Origin of the sequence: Streptomyces sp. NPDC056061, assembly GCF_042266885.1 — a bacterium.
Classification (GTDB): Bacteria; Actinomycetota; Actinomycetes; order Streptomycetales; family Streptomycetaceae; genus Streptomyces.
Window position 1 is genome coordinate 266786 of record NZ_JBHJWQ010000007.1, and the last position, 18979, is coordinate 285764.

The 18979-nt window shown below is 72.2% G+C and carries 20 protein-coding genes; 8 read left to right on the forward strand and 12 right to left on the reverse strand.

Annotated features, from left to right (window positions below; translation table 11 throughout):
• Position 1: 1 nt before the first annotated feature.
• The 3 genes from ACFC79_RS14210 (at position 2) to ACFC79_RS14220 (ending at position 3687) form a co-directional block, all read left to right on the forward strand.
• The gene (locus ACFC79_RS14210) at positions 2 to 796 is read left to right on the forward strand and encodes a thiazole synthase (protein ID WP_376239473.1); all 795 of its coding nucleotides are present in this window, start codon (positions 2 to 4) and stop codon (positions 794 to 796) included.
• Between the two features lie 110 nt (positions 797 to 906).
• On the forward strand, positions 907 to 2823 hold the full coding sequence (pknB, locus tag ACFC79_RS14215) for a Stk1 family PASTA domain-containing Ser/Thr kinase (protein WP_376239474.1): 1917 nt from the start codon (positions 907 to 909) through the stop codon (positions 2821 to 2823).
• 9 nt (positions 2824 to 2832) lie between these two features.
• Complete coding sequence (locus ACFC79_RS14220; RefSeq protein ID WP_376239477.1) at positions 2833 to 3687, forward strand: deoxyribonuclease IV; 855 nt, start codon at positions 2833 to 2835, stop codon at positions 3685 to 3687.
• Between the two features lie 30 nt (positions 3688 to 3717).
• Here the strand turns inward: ACFC79_RS14220 and ACFC79_RS14225 are convergent, their stop codons facing one another.
• A complete protein-coding gene (locus ACFC79_RS14225; protein WP_376239479.1) occupies positions 3718 to 4350 on the reverse strand; it encodes a sulfite oxidase-like oxidoreductase in 633 nt (210 codons plus the stop codon).
• A 154-nt stretch (positions 4351 to 4504) separates the two neighbouring features.
• Between ACFC79_RS14225 and bfr the strand changes: the two genes are divergently transcribed.
• Complete coding sequence (bfr, locus tag ACFC79_RS14230; protein ID WP_376239482.1) at positions 4505 to 4984, forward strand: bacterioferritin; 480 nt, start codon at positions 4505 to 4507, stop codon at positions 4982 to 4984.
• Between the two features lie 13 nt (positions 4985 to 4997).
• Here the strand turns inward: bfr and ACFC79_RS14235 are convergent, their stop codons facing one another.
• Both ACFC79_RS14235 and ACFC79_RS14240 read right to left on the reverse strand, forming a co-directional pair.
• On the reverse strand, positions 4998 to 5327 hold the full coding sequence (locus ACFC79_RS14235) for a bacterioferritin-associated ferredoxin (protein WP_376239596.1): 330 nt from the start codon (positions 5325 to 5327) through the stop codon (positions 4998 to 5000).
• A 177-nt stretch (positions 5328 to 5504) separates the two neighbouring features.
• Positions 5505 to 6857: a class II 3-deoxy-7-phosphoheptulonate synthase gene (locus tag ACFC79_RS14240; protein WP_376239484.1), complete on the reverse strand. Its 1353-nt coding sequence runs from the start codon at positions 6855 to 6857 to the stop codon at positions 5505 to 5507.
• A 97-nt stretch (positions 6858 to 6954) separates the two neighbouring features.
• Here ACFC79_RS14240 and ACFC79_RS14245 point away from each other — a divergent pair, with 97 nt between their 5' ends.
• Both ACFC79_RS14245 and ACFC79_RS14250 read left to right on the forward strand, forming a co-directional pair.
• The gene (locus ACFC79_RS14245; protein ID WP_078513512.1) at positions 6955 to 7011 is read left to right on the forward strand and encodes a trp operon leader peptide; all 57 of its coding nucleotides are present in this window, start codon (positions 6955 to 6957) and stop codon (positions 7009 to 7011) included.
• Positions 7012 to 7100: 89 nt separating this feature from the next.
• The gene (locus tag ACFC79_RS14250; protein WP_376239487.1) at positions 7101 to 9026 is read left to right on the forward strand and encodes an anthranilate synthase family protein; all 1926 of its coding nucleotides are present in this window, start codon (positions 7101 to 7103) and stop codon (positions 9024 to 9026) included.
• A gap of 32 nt (positions 9027 to 9058) precedes the next feature.
• Here ACFC79_RS14250 and ACFC79_RS14255 read toward each other — a convergent pair whose 3' ends face one another.
• From ACFC79_RS14255 to ACFC79_RS14270, 4 genes are all read right to left on the reverse strand, one after another.
• Entirely contained in the window at positions 9059 to 10063 is a 1005-nt protein-coding gene (locus ACFC79_RS14255; protein ID WP_376239490.1) for a 2-hydroxyacid dehydrogenase, read from the reverse strand.
• A gap of 138 nt (positions 10064 to 10201) precedes the next feature.
• Entirely contained in the window at positions 10202 to 10894 is a 693-nt protein-coding gene (locus ACFC79_RS14260) for a response regulator (protein ID WP_376239492.1), read from the reverse strand.
• Positions 10891 to 12114, reverse strand: a complete 1224-nt coding sequence (gene macS / locus ACFC79_RS14265; protein ID WP_376239495.1) for a MacS family sensor histidine kinase — start codon at positions 12112 to 12114, stop codon at positions 10891 to 10893. The genes ACFC79_RS14260 and macS overlap by 4 nt, the downstream gene beginning before the upstream one ends.
• 50 nt (positions 12115 to 12164) lie before the next feature.
• Positions 12165 to 12926 (reverse strand): lysophospholipid acyltransferase family protein, encoded by a 762-nt coding sequence (locus tag ACFC79_RS14270; RefSeq protein ID WP_376239498.1) that lies wholly within the window; start codon positions 12924 to 12926, stop codon positions 12165 to 12167.
• Between the two features lie 194 nt (positions 12927 to 13120).
• Here ACFC79_RS14270 and ACFC79_RS14275 point away from each other — a divergent pair, with 194 nt between their 5' ends.
• Together ACFC79_RS14275 and ACFC79_RS14280 are read left to right on the forward strand one after the other, a co-directional pair.
• On the forward strand, positions 13121 to 13900 hold the full coding sequence (locus tag ACFC79_RS14275) for an alpha/beta hydrolase (RefSeq protein WP_376239500.1): 780 nt from the start codon (positions 13121 to 13123) through the stop codon (positions 13898 to 13900).
• Complete coding sequence (locus ACFC79_RS14280) at positions 13893 to 14639, forward strand: hypothetical protein (RefSeq protein ID WP_376239503.1); 747 nt, start codon at positions 13893 to 13895, stop codon at positions 14637 to 14639. Before ACFC79_RS14275 ends, ACFC79_RS14280 begins: the two co-directional genes overlap by 8 nt.
• A 27-nt stretch (positions 14640 to 14666) precedes the next feature.
• Here ACFC79_RS14280 and ACFC79_RS14285 read toward each other — a convergent pair whose 3' ends face one another.
• From ACFC79_RS14285 to ACFC79_RS14305, 5 genes are all read right to left on the reverse strand, one after another.
• Complete coding sequence (locus ACFC79_RS14285; protein ID WP_376239505.1) at positions 14667 to 15467, reverse strand: endonuclease/exonuclease/phosphatase family protein; 801 nt, start codon at positions 15465 to 15467, stop codon at positions 14667 to 14669.
• A gap of 78 nt (positions 15468 to 15545) precedes the next feature.
• Positions 15546 to 16487 (reverse strand): ROK family glucokinase, encoded by a 942-nt coding sequence (locus tag ACFC79_RS14290; RefSeq protein WP_376239508.1) that lies wholly within the window; start codon positions 16485 to 16487, stop codon positions 15546 to 15548.
• 89 nt (positions 16488 to 16576) lie between these two features.
• Entirely contained in the window at positions 16577 to 17053 is a 477-nt protein-coding gene (locus ACFC79_RS14295) for a DUF5304 domain-containing protein (RefSeq protein ID WP_376239510.1), read from the reverse strand.
• Between the two features lie 92 nt (positions 17054 to 17145).
• A complete protein-coding gene (locus ACFC79_RS14300; protein WP_376239599.1) occupies positions 17146 to 18459 on the reverse strand; it encodes an ArsA family ATPase in 1314 nt (437 codons plus the stop codon).
• Positions 18460 to 18463: 4 nt separating this feature from the next.
• Positions 18464 to 18910 carry an SRPBCC family protein gene (locus tag ACFC79_RS14305; RefSeq protein WP_376239513.1) on the reverse strand — a complete coding sequence of 149 codons (447 nt, stop codon included), beginning with the start codon at positions 18908 to 18910 and terminating at the stop codon, positions 18464 to 18466.
• Positions 18911 to 18979 lie beyond the last annotated feature (69 nt).

The following is an 18979-nucleotide window of genomic DNA, read 5'->3' on the forward strand; positions in this document are numbered from 1 at the left end:
CGTGTCCGACGACCTCCTCACCCTCGGCGGCACCGACTTCGCCTCCCGGCTGATCATGGGCACGGGCGGCGCCCCCAGTCTCGACGTGCTGGAACGGTCCCTGATCGCCTCCGGCACCGAGCTGACCACCGTCGCGATGCGCCGCCTCGACCCGACCGTGCAGGGCTCGGTGCTCTCGGTCCTGAAGCGGCTCGCCATCCGTGTGCTGCCGAACACGGCGGGCTGCTTCACCGCGGGCGAGGCCGTGCTGACCGCCCGGCTGGCCCGCGAGGCGCTCGGCACCGACTGGATCAAGCTGGAGGTGGTGGCCGACGAGCGGACCCTGCTGCCGGACCCGGTCGAACTGCTGGACGCCGCGGAGATCCTGGTGGACGACGGTTTCACCGTGCTGCCGTACACCAACGACGACCCGGTGCTGGCCCGCAGGCTCCAGGATGTGGGCTGCGCGGCGGTGATGCCGCTCGGCTCCCCCATCGGCTCCGGCCTGGGCATCCGCAATCCGCACAACTTCCGGCTGATCGTCGAGCAGGCCCGGGTTCCGGTGATCCTCGACGCGGGCGCCGGAACGGCCTCGGACGCGGCGCTGGCGATGGAGCTGGGGTGCGCGGCGGTGATGCTGGCGTCCGCCGTGACCCGGGCCCAGGAGCCCGAGCTGATGGCCGCCGCGATGCGGCACGCGGTGGCGGGCGGGCGCCTGGCGTACCGGGCCGGTCGGATCCCGCGCCGCCACTTCGCCGAGGCGTCGTCGCCGGTGGAGGGGCGCGCGGTGCTGGACCCGGAGCGTCCGGCGTTCTGACCCCGTCGGCCCGCCCGGACGACGTGTTCCTGTCACGGCTCGGCTGCAGTACGGCACCTGGACCGCCCGGCCCGTCCGGAGTGACCGTCGCGACTCGTAGACTCGCATCCGTGGATACGACCCTCCAGGACCCGCTCGTCGGGCAGCTGCTCGACGGCCGCTACCGCGTCGATGCCCGCATCGCCGTGGGCGGCATGGCCACGGTCTACCGGGCCGTGGACACCCGGCTCGACCGGGTGCTCGCCCTGAAGGTGATGCACCCGGCGCTCGCCACCGACGCCACGTTCGTCGAGCGCTTCATACGCGAGGCCAAGTCCGTGGCCCGGCTGGCGCACCCCAACGTGGTCGCGGTCTTCGACCAGGGCGCGCAGGGCCAGTACGTCTACCTCGCGATGGAGTACGTCGCGGGCTGCACGCTGCGCGACGTCCTGCGCGACCGCGGCGCCCTTCGGCCCCGGGCCGCGCTGGACATCCTGGAGCCGGTGCTCGCCGCGCTCGGCGCCGCGCACCGGGCGGGCTTCGTGCACCGGGACATGAAGCCGGAGAACGTCCTGATAGGGGACGACGGCCGGGTCAAGGTCGCCGACTTCGGCCTGGTCCGGGCGGTGGGCTCGGTCACCAGCACCACCGGGTCGGTCCTGGGCACCGTCTCCTACCTCGCCCCCGAGCAGATAGCGCACGGCACGGCGGACACCCGCACCGACGTGTACGCCTGCGGCGTCGTGCTGTACGAGATGCTCACCGGCTCCAAGCCCCACACGGGCGACACCCCGGCCCAGGTCATCTACCAGCACCTCAACGAGGACGTCCCGGCCCCGTCGGCGCTCGTCCCGGACCTCCCGGTCGCACTGGACGGCCTGGTGGCGAGTGCCACGGCCCGCGATCCCGAGGTCCGCCCGTTCGACGCGGTGGCCCTGCTCGCCGAGACCCGCGAGGCGCGTGCCGAGCTCACCGAGGCCCAGCTGGACGCCACGCCACCGCAGGCCCGTGCCGAGGAGCACGACGCCACCGAGGACCGCACCAGTGTGATCCCGCGGCTGCTCCCGGCCGATCAGGGCGTCGCCCACCACACCAGCCGTCTGGAGATGCCGCCGCAGGAGCCCGCCGGGCCCGCGCCACGGGCGTCGCGCCTGCGCCGCCCCCGCCGCTCGGTCATGGCGGTGGTCGTCGCGGTGCTGCTGGCCCTGGGCATCGGCACGGGCGTCTGGTACATCAACTCCGGGCAGTTCACCCGGGTCCCCTCGCTGCTCGGCCAGACCGAGAAGGAGGCCCGGCAGCGGCTCTCGGACGCCGGTCTCGACGTCAAGGGCGTCGACCGGTCCTACAGCGACACCGTGGCACGCGGCACGGTCATCAGCAGCGAGCCCGACTCCAAAGCCCGTATCCGCAGGAACGACGGGGTACGGCTGGTCGTCTCGCGCGGCCCCGAGATCGTGCAGGTGCCCGATGTCGGCGGCCTGTCCCTCGCCGACGCCCGGCGCGAACTGGAGAAGACGGGCCTGGTGCCCGGCATGGTCACCAAGGAGTTCAGCGAGGACACGGCGCGGGGCGACGTGATCGCGACCGACCCCGAGGCGGGCACCGAACGGCATCCGGACTCGGCGGTCGCCCTCGTCGTCAGCAGGGGCGCACCGGTCGACGTCCCCGGAGTCACCGGGCTGTCCGTCGAGGACGCCACCGCCGCGCTGGACGAGGTGGGTCTGAAGCTCGAAGTTCTGCCCGACCGGATCAACTCGCCGGAGGCCGTCGGCGACATCGCCCATCAGTCACCGGCCGAGGGGGCGCAGGCCGCCGAGGGCGACACCATCACGCTCACGGTCTCCAAGGGGCCGCGGATGGCCGACGTCCCGGACGTCACCGGCAAGGACGTCGACACCGCCACGGCCACGCTGGAGGACGCGGGCTTCGAGGTCGAGGTCAAACGCCCGTTCCTCTCGTTCAGCGACACCATCGACAGCCAGTCCGTCGCGGGCGGCAAGCAGGCCCCCGAGGGCAGCACCATCACCATCAGGACCAAGGGGCTGTAGATCATTCACATGCGCAATCCGGTCGGCGGCCACGTCCCGGTGGCCGGCGGCCTCGCCAAGGTCGGCCTCCCCTACGCCCGCGAGATGGGGGCCGAGGCCGTGCAGGTCTTCGTCGCCAACCCGCGCGGCTGGGCGACGCCGGTCGGCAACCCGGCTCAGGACGAGCAGTTCCGCGCCGAGTGCGCCGCCGAGTCGCTGCCGGTGTACGTCCACGCCCCGTACCTGATCAATTTCGGCTCGCACACCGCGGCCACCGTCGAGAAGTCGGTGGAGTCGCTGCGCCACTCGCTGCGCCGCGCCCGCGCCATCGGCGCGCTGGGCGTCGTGGTGCACACCGGCTCGGCGACCGGCGGCCGGCCCCGTACCGAGGCCCTGGCCCAGGTCCGTACGCACCTGCGGCCCCTGCTGGACGAGCTGACGCACGACGACGACCCGTACCTGCTGCTTGAGTCCACCGCGGGCCAGGGCGCCTCGATCTGCTCCCGGACATGGGACTTCGGTCCGTACTTCGAGGCGCTCGACGCCCACCCCCGGCTCGGGGTCTGCCTGGACACCTGCCACATCCACGCGGCGGGCCACGACCTGGCGGGACCGGCGGGAATGCGGCAGACGCTGGACCTGCTGGTGGACACCATCGGCGCGGGCCGGCTGAAACTGATCCATGCCAACGACTCCGAGGAGGCGGCGGGCGCCCACCGGGACCGGCACGCGAACATCGGCTCCGGGGACATCGGCGAGGAGCCGTTCCGGGAGTTGTTCACCCATCCGGCGACCGCGGGCGTGCCGCTGATCATCGAGACGCCGGGCGGCAAGGAGGGGCACGCTGCGGACGTGGCCCGGCTCAAGGCGCTCCGCGGCCGGTGAGCGCCCGGCCGCGGGACGACCGGCGGTGAGTCAGAGCTCGGGGCCGTCCCCGGGCTCCTCCTGGTACGAATAACGCTGCTCGCGCCACGGGTCGCCGATGTTGTGATAGCCGCGTTCCTCCCAGAAGCCGCGACGGTCGGCCGTCATGTACTCGATGCCGCGCACCCACTTGGGCCCCTTCCAGGCGTAGCGGTGCGGCACGATGAGCCGGAGCGGGAAGCCGTGCTCGGCGGTGAGCAGTTCGCCGTCCTTGTGCGTGGCGAAAATCGTTCGCTCCGAGGCGAAGTCGGAGAGCCTCAGGTTCGAGCTGAATCCGTACTCTGCCCAGGCCATCACATGCGTGACGTCCGGCGCCGGGGGTGCGAGTTCCAGGACCGTACGGGCGAGGACCCCGCCCCACTCGGCGCCGAGCATGCTGAATTTGGTGACGCAGTGCAGGTCGGCGACGACCGAGGCGAACGGCAGCACCGAGAATTCCTGATGGTTCCAGCAGTGCTTCTCGCCGTCCGCCGTGGCGCCGAAGACCCGGAACTCCCAGCGGTCCGGCTTGAACTTGGGTACGGGCCCGTAGTGGGTGACCGGCCAGCCGCGTTGGAGTCGTTGTCCCGGCGGAAGCTCGGACTGCTCTGACACGCGGTTTTCCCGGCTTTCCGGCTGGCCCATGCCTCCATGGTGACAGACGGGCACGGATGGCCTCGACCAGGGCGGGGGTAATTCTGGCAATTCGCACTAAGCATGCACTTACTGGACGATCTTCGGGCACGATGCGAGGATGCGGCGAACGTGCCCAGTCCACCGGTTGGAAGGAGCCTTGGCGATGCAGGGCGACCCCGAGGTCATCGAGTTCCTGAACGAGCAGCTGACCGCCGAATTGACGGCTATCAACCAGTACTTCCTGCACGCCAAGATGCAGGAGAACTTCGGCTGGACGAAGCTCGCGAAGTACACCCGCTCCGAGTCGTTCGACGAGATGAAGCACGCGGAGGTCCTCACGGACCGCATCCTCTTCCTCGACGGGCTGCCCAACTACCAGCGGCTGTTCCATGTGCGGGTGGGCCAGACGGTCACCGAGATGTTCCAGGCCGACCGACAGGTCGAGGTGGAGGCGATCGACCGCCTCAAGCGCGGGATCGAGCTGATGCGGGGCAAGGGCGACATCACGTCCGCGAACATCTTCGAGTCGATCCTCGCCGACGAGGAGCACCACATCGACTACCTCGACACCCAGCTGGAGCTGATCGAGAAGCTCGGCGAGCCGCTGTACATCGCCCAGGTGATCGAGCAGCCGGACAGCTGAGACCTGGCGGCGGTCAGGCTGCCTCGGACAGCCGCGCACCCGGGACCACGCCGGGAACGAGCCCCGTACCGGGGTCGGACGCGGCCCGCACGGAGGCGCTGCCCGCGGGCGCCGGCCGTGCGGGGGCGGCGTCCTCGGCGACGGTGGACGTCCGCTTCCGGTCGAGCAGCTCGCGGCGCGGGCAGGCGCCCCGCCCGAGCAGGGCCTGGATGGCACGGACGCAGCCGCCGCAGTCCGTGCCGGCCTTGCACACCGAGGCGATCTGGCGGGGCGTGCACGCCCCGGCCTCCGCATGCTCCTTGACCTGCTTGTCCGTGATGCCGAAGCACGAGCAGACGTACATGCGGTTCACCTCCCGACGGGTCCGGTTGCCGGTGTCGTTCGCCGTCACCCCGTTCCTGGTGAGGCCAACCTAACCTTACCCGTGCCGACGTCTCCCGAAAGCCCCTGAACGCCCGGTGGGGCACGGATCACATCGATCCGTGCCCCACCGTCGTACGCGTGTCACCTGCGGTGATGCCTACTGGTCCCGGTACATCTCGGCGACCAGGAACGCCAGGTCCAGGGACTGGCTCCGGTTGAGCCGCGGGTCGCAGGCCGTCTCGTAGCGCTGGTGCAGGTCGTCCACGAAGATCTCGTGGCCGCCGCCGACGCACTCGGTGACGTCGTCGCCGGTGAGCTCGACGTGGATGCCGCCCGGGTGCGTACCGAGCCCCTTGTGGACCTCGAAGAAGCCCTTGACCTCGTCCAGGACGTCGTCGAACCGGCGGGTCTTGTGGCCGGAGGCGGCCTCGAAGGTGTTGCCGTGCATCGGGTCGGTCACCCAGGCCACCGTGGCACCGGACGCGGTGACCTTCTCGACGAGCTCGGGGAGCTTGTCGCGGACCTTGTCGGCGCCCATGCGGACGATGAACGTCAGCCGGCCGGGCTCGCGGTCGGGGTCGAGACGCTCGATGTACTGCAGCGCCTCCTCGGCCGTCGTGCTCGGGCCGAGCTTGATGCCGATCGGGTTGCGGATCTTCGAGGCGAACTCGATGTGCGCGTGGTCGAGCTGCCGGGTGCGCTCGCCGATCCACACCATGTGACCCGAGACGTCGTACAGCTGCCCGGTGCGCGAGTCGACTCGGCTCAGCGACGACTCGTAGTCCAGCAGCAGCGCCTCGTGCGAGGCGTAGAACTCGACGGCCTTGAACTCTGCGGGGTCGGTGCCGCACGCCTTCATGAAGTTCAGCGCGTTGTCGATCTCGCGGGCGAGCGCCTCGTAGCGCTGGCCGGACGGCGACGACTTCACGAAGTCCTGGTTCCAGGCGTGCACCTGGCGCAGGTCGGCGTAGCCACCGGTAGTGAAGGCGCGCACCAGGTTCAGCGTGGAGGCGGACGCGTGGTACATCTGCTTCAGCCGCTGCGGGTCCGGGACGCGGGCTTCCTCGGTGAAGGCGAAGCCGTTGACGGAGTCGCCGCGGTAGGTCGGCAGGGTGACGCCGTCGCGGGTCTCGGTCGGCTTGGAGCGCGGCTTGGAGTACTGGCCGGCGATCCGGCCCACCTTGACGACCGGGACGGACGCCGCGTAGGTGAGGACGGCGCTCATCTGGAGAAGTGTCTTCAGCTTGGCCCGGATGTGCTCCGCCGACACGGCGTCGAACGCCTCGGCGCAGTCACCCCCCTGGAGCAGGAACGCCTCGCCCTTGGCGACGGCTCCCATGCGGGCACGCAGCTGGTCGCACTCGCCCGCGAAGACGAGCGGGGGATACGACGCGAGTTCCGCGAGTACATCGCGCAGAGCCTCGGCATCGGGGTACTCGGGCTGCTGCGCCGCGGGAAGGTCTCGCCAGGTGTGGCCACCGGCGACGGAGGTATTGGCGTTCACGGTCACACCGACAACACTACGGGGTCCGGCGCTCCGTTCATCCGTGAGCTCAATAGTTGAGACGGGCGCTCGGATGACGCCGTCATCCGCTAGGGTTCGGGACATGTTCGCGCAGACGACCCAGAACTGGTGGTGGACCGCTCATCCGGCGGCCCACTGATCGATCGCGCGACAGACCACGCGAAGGCCGCCCGAGGGGCGGCCTTCTTCGCGTTTCGGGAGCCGTTCCTCCTCTTGGAAGGAACCCCCATGTCCCTGACCCACCGCACCGGCCCCGTCATCCGGCGGCTGCTCGGCGACGGCTGCCCGCCGTTCGCGCTGCTGCGCAGGCGGACCCCGGGCCACGACCAGGACGTCGTCGAGGTGCTGATCGGCCGGGTGCGGGAGGTGGACCGGCTCGCCGATCTCCCGGTCGGGCCGCTGCCCTCGCTCGCCCTGGTGCCGTTCCGTCAGATCGCCGAGCGCGGGTTCGACGTGCGCGACGACGGGACGCCGCTGTCCGTGCTGGTCGCCGAGGAGACGTACGCGCTGCCGCTCGCCGAGGTGCTGGAGCACCTGCCGGCGCACGAGGTGCGGGTCGAGGACGGCGGCTTCGACGTCCCGGACGAGGAGTACGCCGGGATCGTCCGGCGGGTGATCGAGGACGAGATCGGGCAGGGCGAGGGCGCGAACTTCGTCATCCGGCGGACCTTCCGCGGCGAGATCCCCGGCTTCGGCCGGGCCGACGCGCTGGCCCTCTTCCGGCGCCTGCTGGCCGGGGAGCGGGGCGCGTACTGGACGTTCGTGGTGCACACCGGCGACGGCGGACCCGCGGGAGGCCCCGGGGCGGGGCGGACCCTGGTCGGCGCGAGCCCCGAGGTGCATGTGCGGATGTCCGGCGAGACGGTCGTGATGAACCCGATCAGCGGCACCTACCGCTACCCGGCCGAGGGGCCGACCGTCGAGAACCTGCTGGACTTCCTCGCCGACCGCAAGGAGCGGGACGAGCTCTCCATGGTCGTCGACGAGGAGCTCAAGATGATGTGCACGGTCGGCGACATGGGCGGGGTGGTGATCGGGCCGCGGCTGAAGGAGATGGCCCACCTCGCGCACACCGAGTACGAACTGCGCGGGCGCTCCTCGCTGGACGTGCGGGAGGTACTGAGGGAAACCATGTTCGCGGCGACGGTCACCGGCTCCCCCGTGCAGAACGCCTGCCGGGTGATCGAGCGCCACGAGTCCGGCGGGCGCGGCTACTACGCGGGCGCGCTGGCACTGCTGCGGCAGGAACCGGGCGGGGCGCAGACCCTGGACTCGCCGATCCTGATCCGCACCGCCGACATCGCGGCCGACGGACGGCTGCGGGTGCCGGTCGGGGCGACGCTGGTGCGCCACTCCGATCCGGCCGGCGAGGTCGCCGAGACGCACGCGAAGGCGGCCGGGGTGCTGGCCGCGCTGGGGGTGCGGCCCGGTCGGCCCCGGGCCGAAGCGGCACGCCCGGCACGGCTCGCCGACGACCCCCGGGTACGGGCGGCGCTGGACGCCCGCAGGGACGGTCTCGCCCCGTTCTGGCTGCGGATGCAGGAGCGCACCCGGGAACTGTCCGGCCGTGCGCTGGTGATCGACGGGGAGGACACCTTCACCGCGATGCTGGCGCACCTGCTGCGCTCCTCCGGTCTGGAGGTGTCGGTGCACCGCTTCGACGAGCCGGGGCTGCGCGCCCGGGTGCGCGGGCACGAGGGCCCGGTCGTGCTGGGCCCCGGGCCCGGGAATCCGGGCGACACCGCCGATCCGAAGATGCGGCTGCTGCGCTCCTTCGCCGCGGAACTGGTCCGCGACCACCGGCACGGCCTGCTGGGCGTCTGCCTCGGCCACGAGCTGATCGCGGCGGAGCTGGGGCTGGACATCGTCCGCAAGGCAGTGCCGCACCAGGGCACGCAGGTCGCCATCGACCTCTTCGGACGGCAGGAGACGGTCGGCTTCTACAACAGCTTCACGGCCCGTTGCGACGAGGGGGCGGTCACCGAGCTGGCGGCGCACGGCATCGGGACGAGCGTGGACGCGGCGACCGGGGAACTGCACGCGCTGCGCGGCCCGGGTTTCGCGTCGGTGCAGTTCCATCCGGAGTCGGTGCTGACGCTGCGCGGCACGGCGATCGTGACGGAGCTGCTGGCGGGGCTGCCGGTCGGCGGCTGACCGGGGTCGGCGGGCCCCGGGGTTCCGGGGCCTCAGTCCGACGGGCGGGCGGGCACGAGGACGTTCTCGCCGCGGCGGCCGGCCAGGTAGTCGTCGACGTTCCGCACGGTGGCGTCGATGATCTGGCCGACGGCCTCCCGGGTGTAGTACGCCTGGTGCGAGGTCACGACGACGTTCGGGAAGGTGACGAGCCGGGCGAGCGTGTCGTCGTCGATGCCCTGCTGGGACTTGTCGAGGAAGAAGAGCCCGGCCTCCGCCTCGTACACGTCGAGCCCGACGCCCAGGAACCGTCCGGCGCGGAGTTCGGCGACCAGCGCCCCGGTGTCGACGAGTCCGCCGCGGCTGGAGTTGATCAGGAGCGCGTCGTCCTTCATCCGGGCCAGGGCGTCCGCGCCGATCAGGTGGTGGGTCGAGGGCAGCAGCGGGACGTGCAGGCTGATCAGGTCGGACTCGGCGAGGAGCCGGTCCTTGTCGACGTACTCCATGCCGAGGCCGGTGCAGGCGGGGTTCTCCGCGACGTCCCAGCCCAGGAGTCTCATGCCGAAGCCGTGGGCGATCCGGGTGAACGCCTCACCGATCCTGCCCGTGCCGATCACACCGGCCGTGCGCCCGTGCATGTCCCGGCCGAGCAGGCCGTCGAGCCGGAAGTCGAATTCGCGGGTGCGGCCCGCGGCCCGGACGACGCGGCGGTTGACCGCCATCGCGAGGGTCCAGGCGAACTCGGCGACCGAGTACGGCGAGTAGTGGGCGACCCGGGCGACCGTGAGGGCGAGCCGTTCGGCGACGTCGAGGTCGATGTTGTTGAAGCCGGTGGAGCGCTGGGCGATCATCTGCGTGCCCCCGGCGGCGAGCGTCTGCAGGATGCCGCTGCCCAGGTCCGCGTTGACGCTGGTGGAGATGATCTCGTGGCCCGCCGCGATGGCGGCGGTGTCCGCGGTGAGGAAGACGTCCAGGCAGCGCACCTCGTGACGCCCGCCGAAGGCCCGTTCGAGCAGCGGCTTCTCGTCGGACTGCACGCCGAAGGCCAGGATCTCCACGGCTGCTCCCGTTCGTCGCGCGGATCGGGGAGATGCGACGGCCGTGGCGGGCACGGCGCCGGTCATCGCGAATATACGGCGCCCGTGGCCGCCGCGCCGCCCGGTCCGCCCCGGGACGGGCGGCGCCCCCGCGGGCCCTCAGGCGTCGTCGAGACCGCGCTCGATCGCGTACCGCACGAGCTCCACGCGGTTGTGCAGCTGGAGCTTGCCGAGCGTGTTCTGGACGTGGTTCTGGACGGTGCGGTGCGAGATGACCAGCCGCTCGGCGATCTGCTTGTACGAGAGTCCCTTGGCGACCAGCCGGAGCACCTCCGTCTCGCGCTCGGTGAGCCGCGGGGCCCCCGGCTCGTCGGCGGCGACGGGCGCGGGGTCCGCGGCGAGCCTGCGGTACTCGCCGAGGACCAGTCCGGCCAGGCCCGGGGTGAAGACCGGGTCGCCGACGGCGGTGGACCGCACGGCCTCGGTCAGCTCCTGGGTGCTCGCCGACTTGAGCAGATAGCCGGTGGCTCCGGACTTGACCGCCTCCAGCACGTCGGCGTGCTCGCCGCTCGCGGAGAGCACCAGCACCCGCAGCCCGGGCTGCGAGCCGACGAGCTCCTTGCAGACCTGCACCCCGGGCATGCCGGGCAGGTTGAGGTCGAGGACGAGGACGTCGGGAACCGCCGCCTTCGCCCTGCGGACGGCCTGCGGCCCGTCGCCGGCGGTCGCCACCACCTCGAAACCCGACTCGGAGAGGTCGCGGGCGACGGCGTCGCGCCACATCGGATGGTCGTCGACGACCATCACCCTGATGGTCCGCCCCTCGGTGCCCGGTGCGCCCTGCGTGCTCATCTTCCCGATCCCGCCTTCCCCCGTGAAACCTTCGGTACCTTCAACTCGACCTCGGTGCCCTGGCCGGGCACCGAAATCAACTCCGCCGTTCCGCCCAGGTCACGCAGCCTGCCCCGGATCGACAGGGCGACCCCCATCCGCCCCTCCCCCTCGGCCTGGGCGAGCCGCCCCTCCGGAATGCCCGGCCCGTCGTCCCGGACCGTCACGATCACCTCGTCCGGCCAGTCCTCGACGAGGATCCACGCCTGGGCGTCCTCCCCCGCGTGCACCCGCACATTGTCCAGGGCGGCACCGACGGCCGCCGCCAGTTCCGTCGCGGCGGCGGGGGCGAGCAGTACCGGAGCACCCGGTTCCGCGAAGCTGATCCGGGGACCCGCGTGCGGGGCGAGCAGGGAACGCAGGTCGCAGTCGGCCGCCCCGGACGGCTCGTCGTCGACCTCCACGCTGCGCACCACGGCGCCCTCGGCCGCGTCCTCGGAGACCCGGGTGGCGGGCACGAGTCCGCTGGTGACCAGGGTGCGCAGGGCGATCTCCTGCTCCCCGGCCATCCGGCCCAGTTCCGCGGCCTCGCCGCCGAGCGCGGTGCCGCGGCGCTGCACCATCGCCAGGACCTGGAGGACGCTGTCGTGGATGTCGCGGGCCAGCCGTTCCCGTTCGCGGGTGGCGGCCTCGATCTCCAGCGCGCGGGCGAGGGTGCGTTCACTGGCTCGGGCCACCTCGACGACGTAGCCGATGGCGATGGAGGCGACCCAGACCAGCAGGACGTTGTGGAACGTGTCCCGGCTGGGCTCGCCGCGCTCGATGATGTTGACGACGGCGACGAGGGTGGAGGCGAAGGCGGCCCAGCGCCAGCCGCCCTTGAGGGCGAAGGCGAGCACCGCCCCCGCGGTCCAGATGGACGGCAGCGTGGGGCTGTCGACCCGCTGGGCCTCGAAGTCGGCGAGCGGCGTGAGGAGTATGCCGACCAGGGCGACGGTCAGGTCGGCGCCCAGGAAGCGCTTGGTGCAGGCGACGGCGCCGGAGACCTTCGGGAGGGTGCCGAGCGTCCAGGCCGCCAGCAGCGCCAGGAAGGCGATGGCGACCCACGGCCTGTCGTACCGCTCGCGGCCGAAGACCGCGAGCAGGACCGCGTAGAGCATCGTCAGGATGCGATAGGCCGTCAGGGCACGCCACAGCGGCTGTTCGACCGACATCCGCACGACGCGTTCGCGCCTTGCCACTTCCCCACCCCCCGGACGGGAACGACGCGGCTACGTGCCGAACCGTTCCGTCACCCCTGCGTTCCGGATTCTCCGCCCGCGCGCTTCTCCTCGGCGCGGCGCTTCTCCTCCTCGGCCCGGCGCTTCGCCTCGTCCGCGATCTCCCGCTTGGCGGCGGTCGCGTAGATGTCGACGTACTCCTGGCCGGAGAGCTTCATGATCTCGTACATCACCTCGTCGGTGACCGAGCGCAGGATGAAGCGGTCCCCGTCCATGCCGTGGTAGCGGCTGAAGTCGAGGGGCTTGCCGATCCTGATCCCCGGACGCATCAGCTTGGGGACCACCTTGCCGGGCGGCTGGATCTTCTCCGTGTCGATCATCGCCACGGGGATGACGGGCGCCCCGGTGGCCAGCGCGACCCGGGCGAGCCCGCCGGGCTTGCCCCGGTAGAGGCGGCCGTCGGGCGAGCGGGTGCCCTCCGGGTAGATGCCGAACAGCCCGCCGCTCTCGATGACTTCGATGCCCGCCCTGATGGCTGCCTCACCGGCACCACGGGTGCCCGAGCGGTCCACCGGGAGCTGCCCGACGCCCTTGAAGAAGGCGGCGGTCAGTTTTCCCTTCACGCCGGGCGAGGTGAAGTACTCGGACTTGGCGATGAAGGTGACCTTGCGGTCCAGGACGGCGGGCAGGAAGAACGAGTCGGAGAAGGACAGGTGATTGCTCGCCAGAATCGCCGGCCCGCGCGCGGGGATGTTCTCCAGACCCTCCACCCAGGGCCTGAAGGCGAGCTTCAGCCCATTGCCGATGGAGAGCTTCATCGCGCCGTAGATCAACTCGGGTGCCTCCTGTGTCCTGTGCGACAGACCTTAACCCGTGCCGCCGCCGGTGCTCCCGCCCGGCACGGGACCATCGCGACGACCGGGCCGTGACGGCCCTGGTCGGTGTCAGCCCGGTCGCGTACGGTGAAGTCATCCTCTGTACTCCCCCTCCCGCTCCCCGTCGAGCCTCACGAACAAGGAGATCCCCGGTGCCGGTCCTGCCTGGAGCCGAGCCGTTCCGCCACGAGGGCGGAGAGGTCGGCGTCCTTCTCTGCCACGGTTTCACCGGTTCGCCGCAGTCACTGCGCCCCTGGGCCGAATACCTGGCGGAGCGCGGCCTCACCGTCTCGCTGCCGCTGCTGCCCGGACACGGCACCCGCTGGGAGGACATGCAGGTCACCGGCTGGCAGGACTGGTACGCGGAGGTGGACCGGGAACTGCGCGGCCTGCTGGAGCGGTGCGCGCAGGTCTTCGTCTTCGGCCTCTCCATGGGCGGCGCGCTGACGCTGCGGCTGGCGGCGAAGCACGGGGACGCGATCAGCGGGCTGGTGCTGGTCAACCCGGCCAACAAGGTGCACGGCCTGTCGGCGTACGCGCTGCCGGTCGCCCGTCACCTGGTGCGGACGACGAAGGGGCTGGCGAGCGACATCGCGAAGGAGGGCTCCGCGGAGGTGGGCTACGACCGGGTGCCGCTGCACGCGGCGCATTCGGTGCGGAATTTCTTCCGCCTCGTCGATGCCGAACTGCCCCAGGTCACTCAGCCGATAGTGCTGTTGCACAGCCCGCAGGACCATGTGGTGCCGCCCGCCGACTCGGCCCGCATCCTCAGCCGGGTGTCGTCGACGGACGTCGAGGAGATCCTGCTGGAACAGAGCTACCACGTGGCGACGTTGGACCACGATGCGGAGCGGATCTTCGACGAGAGCTACCGGTTCGTCGGCCGCCTCGCTCCGAGCGTCGGGAAGAAGGGGAGCACGTCCGGTGGCTGAGCACGACGCGGAACGCACGGGAAGCGAGGAGGGGCGGGAGCCGCTGTCCGCCGGGGGAACGGCCCGTCCGGCGGAGGGTGTCGGCCCGTCGGCGGCGGGCGCGTCCGGGACCGGCACGGGCGCCCCGGACGACGGCACGCCGTCCCCCGACCCGGCCGGGAAGGCCCCGGACGACGACAACTCCGGCGGGTCCGGCGGGCCTGCCGACGAGCGGATCGACGAGGACGCGGCGTGGCAGGCGATCGTCGCGGGCTACGGCGAGGAGCCGCCGGACCCGCCGGGCGCCAAGCCGTTCCGGTCGGTCGAGGATCTCGCCCTGCTGGAGGACGATCAGTCGGGCGTGCTGGACCCGGACAAGGGGATCGGCAAGAAGTCCCCCAGGCCGCCCGAGCGGCCGCTCGGCAGTTCGGTCGTGTTCGCGCCCGGAGTCGGCGGTCCGCGGGACTACGAGGTCGCCGAGCCCAAGGACGACGACTTCGACGACACGGACGAGGGGCACTTCGTTCCTCCGGAGCCGCCGCCGCTGCCGGAGGCCGACGTCACGGCGAAGTTCGCCTGGCTCGCGGTCGTCGGCGGTCCGGTGCTGATGCTGGTCGCGGTGCTGCTGCGGTGGGAGATGACGTGGTGGCTCACCACGGTCTGCATCGGCGGCTTCCTGGGCGGTTTCGTCACCCTGGTGGCGCGGATGAACGACGACGACGAGGACGACGACGACCCGGGCCGCGGCGCGGTCGTCTGAGCCGGACCGGAACCCGGCCCGCCCGCCTCACGGGGTCGGCGGGCCGGGTTCCGGTGTGTCCGTGGGGCGGTCGGCCAGGATCGCGGGCACCCGCAGGGCCGCCAGCACCGGCAGGTGATCGCTCGCCGCCCGCAGGTCGGCGTCGACGATGCCGGGCAGTCCGGTGGGGACGCCGCAGCCGAGCACGTCGATGCCCTCCGTCACGAAGACCGCGTCCAGGCGCCGCCGGGGGCGGTCGGACGGGAAGGTGTTCTCGTCGCCCCACGGCCGGACGGCCCGGCAGTCCTGGAGCCGCCCGGCCAGTCGCCGGAACGCGGCCCCGGCCGGTACCTCGTTGAGGTCTCCGGCCACCACTGCGTGCTCGACGCCCATCGCGTCGAGCTGTTCCAGCACCATTCCGGCCTGGGCCAGGCGTTCGTCGGACCGCAGGCTCAGGTGGAAGCTCAGCAGCCCGATCCGGGTGCCCGCGATCCGTACCACCGAGGTGGCCAGGCCCCTGCGGTGCAGCCCCGGGGTGAGCGGCAGCAGGAGGTCCTCCGTCCGCTCCACCCCGGCCCGCAGCGAGCAGAGCAGCAGCTGCCCGGACGCCGTCGCGCCGCCGCCGAGCACGATCAGACCGGTCCGGGCCGCGAGCCAGGCCGCGCGCTTGCGCCAGCGGAAGAAGCGCGGGGCCTCCTGGATGAGCACGAGGTCGGGGGCGCAGGCCCCGATGACACGTGCCAGGGCCTCGCGGTCGTCGCGCATCGACCGGATGTTGTAGCAGAGCACTCTGGTGACGGCCGAGCCGTCCGGCTCGGTACGGGAGTCGGGCAATGGCGTCGCAACCATGCGTCTCACGATACGGCGGACGCCCGCCGCGGCCCGTGGGGCGCGACGGGCGTCCGTCTTTCGTACGGTGGCGGCGGGTCAGCCCTGACGGGCCAGGTCCGCCGCACCCACCAGCCCGGCCTTGCCGCCCAGTTGGGCCGCGAGGACCTGCGCGTGCGGGCGCCATTCGCCGCCGATCAGCCAGCGGCGGAACGACTTGCGGATCGGGTCGAGGACGAGTTCGCCCTCGTCCGAGACCCCGCCGCCGACGATGAACGCCGACGGGTCGAAGAGCGAGGCGAGGTCGGCGAGTCCGGCGCCGGCCCAGCGGGCGAGCTCCCGGAACGAGTCGATCGCCACCGGGTCGCCCCGCCGGGCGGCCTGGCTGATGTGCTTGCCCTCGATGCCGCCCGGCGTGCCGTCGCCGAGCGACAACAGGATCGAGGCGTTCTCCGGGGTGGCGTTGGCGCGCTGCCTGGCGTACCGGACCAGGGCGCGCCCGGACGCGTACTGCTCCCAGCAGCCCTGGCTGCCGCAGCCGCAGAGCAGGCCGTCGGGGACGACCCGGATGTGGCCGAACTCGGCGGCCACCCCGAAGCGTCCGCGGCGCAGCTTGTTGCCGATGATGATGCCGCCGCCGAGGCCGGTGCCCAGCGTGATGCAGATGACGTCGTCGTGGCCCTGTCCGGCGCCGAAGCGGTACTCGCCCCAGGCGGCGGCGTTGGCGTCGTTCTCCACGACGACCGGAAGGCCGACGCGCTGTTCGACCTTGTCCTTCAGCGGCTCGTGCCGCCAGTCGATGTTCGGTGCGAACAGCACGGTGGCGCGTTTGTCGTCGACGTAACCGGCGGCGCCGATGCCGACGGCCTCGATCCGGTGCCCCTCGCTCGCGCCGGACACCGCCGACGCGATCGCGTCCACGATGCCTTCGGCCGTCGGCGGGGTCGGCACCTTGAACGTCGTGAGGATCCGGCCCTCTTCGTCGACCACTCCAGCCGCGATCTTCGTGCCGCCGATATCGACGCCGATGGTGAGTCCCATGAATCCCTCAGTTCCGGTCGAGCCCCGCTGGGGCCAACCGTACCCGAGCCGGGGCCCGGTCCTTTCCCTGCCGGTGCCGGGCGCGCAGGTCAGTCCAGGTCGATGTGCTGCCCCGTCTCGGGTCCCTCGTCGCGCGGGTCGGTGGGGTCGCCGGCCCGCTTCTCGGTGCCGGTCCGCTCCTCCGGGACGTCCGCGTCCTCGGCCCGCCGGGTCCAGCGCCGTTCCTGCCCCTCGACGGCGGAGCGGTAGGCGGCGAGGAGTTCGCCGCCGGCCGCGGCGAGGTGGTCGAAGACGTCCGGGTTGCGTTCGATGACGGGCTGCGCGGCGGACTTGGCCTGCTTGACGATCTGCTGCACGGTGTCCTGGGCCGCCGCGCCGAACAGCGGCGACGGCAGGGAGGCGAGCTTGTCGGCCACGGCGTCGATCAGCTTGCGCAGTTCCTCGGCGGCGGTGCCGGGCTGCGGGCCGTACTGGGCGCGGCGGCGGGCCTTCTCCGCTTCGAGGTCCTCGGCGCAGGCCCGGGCCCACGCGTCGTCGTCGACGGGACGATCGGTGGCTTCGCTCATGGCGGACTCCTGCGACGTGGTTCGCCCGCGGTCGTGCGTACGGGACCGTACGGGTGGCTACTACCGACGTTACCCGACCCGTGCGGCGTCGTTCAGTCCGTCCGGGGCCACAGTCCGGGGTCGGGGGTGAACCTGACCCGGAGCACTCCGTCGGTGAGGGCGGCGCCGGAGACGGTGCAGCGGCGGAGCCCCGACTCCAGGGGGACGATCCGGTGGAACGGGCCCACGGTGAGCAGCAGTTCGTTGCCGCGGCGCACCAGTTGGAGGTCCGATTTGACCGCGCCGGGCAGCGGCAGGCACCAGACCAGGACCGAGCCGTCGCCGTCGGTGGGCGGGGCGGCCACGATCCGGCTGCCGGGCAGCAGCGCGTCGAGCCCGTCCGGGGCGTTCGGGTCCTCGATCCACCACGGGTCCTCGGCCCGGCCCGGCGGCCGCCGGGCCAGTCCCGCGGCGAGCCCGTCGCCCGCGGGCCGGACGTCGGCACCGGATGTGCCGGGGACGGTGACGGCGGCCCGGGTGTCGAGGAGTGCGAGGTCCTCGGGGCCCCGGGGATCGCGGCCGAGGTGCGGCACCTCGCACAGGGCCGTCGTGGGCGCCCACTGCGCGTACCAGTGGTCGGCGGTCTTCTCCTGCTGGGCGGCGAGGGCCGCGAACCAGGGGTCGGTGGAGTGCCGGGGCAGTACCCGGTTCATCACGAGGGCGTCGACGCGCAGCCCGTGCAGGGCGAGGCCGGTGCGGGCGGTGCGCAGGGCGTCCTCGGCGGCCGGCCCGGGTTCGGCGACCAGCCGCACCGTGGTGTTGCGGTCCTCGATCAGGGCCTGGACGTGGGCGAGCTCGGCGTCCTTGCGGGCGGCGCCCTCGTACAGCCACTGGGCGGGCATGGGCACGCCGGCGAGCTGGGCGAGCATCGGGCGCAGGGCGCGCGCGGCCTGGCGCTCCGGGGGCAGCAGCCGGCGCAGGTAGCGGCGCAGCCGTTCGGGCAGGGCGAGCACGGCGAGCGCCTCGCCCAGCGGCGGCAGGTCGACGACCAGGACGTCGTACCCCGCCTCCGACCAGTCGCCGACGGCGGCACGGCGCAGCGCGTGCAGCAGGGCGAGCGGGGTGCTGCCGGGGAGTTCGGTGATCTCCTCGCCGTCCAGCCGGTTCCCGCCGAGCAGGTCCAGCACGCCGGAGGCCCGGTCCTGGAGGGCGAGGAGTTCGTTCCTGAAGTGCTCGCCGGAGTCGATGCGGGCGGACCACAGGCCGTCGGCGGCCTCGGTGGGTTCGGTGTGTCCGGGCAGGCCGGGTATGGCGTCGGCGGAGAGCAGCAGGGTGCGGCGGCCCGTGCGGGCGGCGGCCCGTGCGGTCGCCGCCGCGACCGTGGTACGGCCTGCGCCGCCGGGGCCGGTGACGAGAACCGTACGCACCGGGTCAGGCATTCGGGACGGACTCGACGCGCTTCTTCAGACCGGCGAGGGCGCGGTCGATGATGACCTTCTCGGCCTTGCGCTTGATCATGCCGAGCATGGGGATCTTGACGTCGACGGTGAGCCGGTAGGTGACCTCGGTGCGGTCGCCGCCGAGCGGGGCGAGCACGTAGGAACCGTCGAGGGCGCGCAGCATCTGGGACTTGACGAGGGTCCAGCTGACCTCGTGGTCGCCGGTCCAGGTGTACGCGAGGGTGTGGTCGTCCTTGATGGCACCCGCGTCGAGGACGAGGCGGACCTTCTCGGCGCGGCCCCGGTCGTCGGCGGCGAGCACCTCGGCCTCCTTGACCTCGCCGGTCCACTCCGGGTAGCGGGCGAAGTCGGCGATCACTCCCATGACGTCGGCCGGTGCCGCCTCGATCGTGATCGTCGAGCTGGTGTGTTCAGCCATCGCTGTGGCTCCTCCAGTGCGGTGTGACCGGTGCGTCGGCAGATGCCTGCCGTCAGAAGGCTATCGCGT

Excerpts from the sequence above, each read along its gene's own strand:
- ACFC79_RS14220 (WP_376239477.1), top strand. The coding sequence starts at position 2,833 with ATGCGCAATCCGGTCGGCGGCCACGTCCCGGTGGCCGGCGGCCTCGCC.
- ACFC79_RS14225 (WP_376239479.1), bottom strand. The coding sequence starts at position 4,350 with ATGGGCCAGCCGGAAAGCCGGGAAAACCGCGTGTCAGAGCAGTCCGAG.
- bfr (WP_376239482.1), top strand. The coding sequence starts at position 4,505 with ATGCAGGGCGACCCCGAGGTCATCGAGTTCCTGAACGAGCAGCTGACC.
- ACFC79_RS14235 (WP_376239596.1), bottom strand. The coding sequence starts at position 5,327 with ATGTACGTCTGCTCGTGCTTCGGCATCACGGACAAGCAGGTCAAGGAG.
- ACFC79_RS14250 (WP_376239487.1), top strand. The coding sequence starts at position 7,101 with ATGTCCCTGACCCACCGCACCGGCCCCGTCATCCGGCGGCTGCTCGGC.
- ACFC79_RS14260 (WP_376239492.1), bottom strand. The coding sequence starts at position 10,894 with ATGAGCACGCAGGGCGCACCGGGCACCGAGGGGCGGACCATCAGGGTG.
- ACFC79_RS14285 (WP_376239505.1), bottom strand. The coding sequence starts at position 15,467 with ATGGTTGCGACGCCATTGCCCGACTCCCGTACCGAGCCGGACGGCTCG.
- ACFC79_RS14290 (WP_376239508.1), bottom strand. The coding sequence starts at position 16,487 with ATGGGACTCACCATCGGCGTCGATATCGGCGGCACGAAGATCGCGGCT.
- ACFC79_RS14295 (WP_376239510.1), bottom strand. The coding sequence starts at position 17,053 with ATGAGCGAAGCCACCGATCGTCCCGTCGACGACGACGCGTGGGCCCGG.
- ACFC79_RS14305 (WP_376239513.1), bottom strand. The coding sequence starts at position 18,910 with ATGGCTGAACACACCAGCTCGACGATCACGATCGAGGCGGCACCGGCC.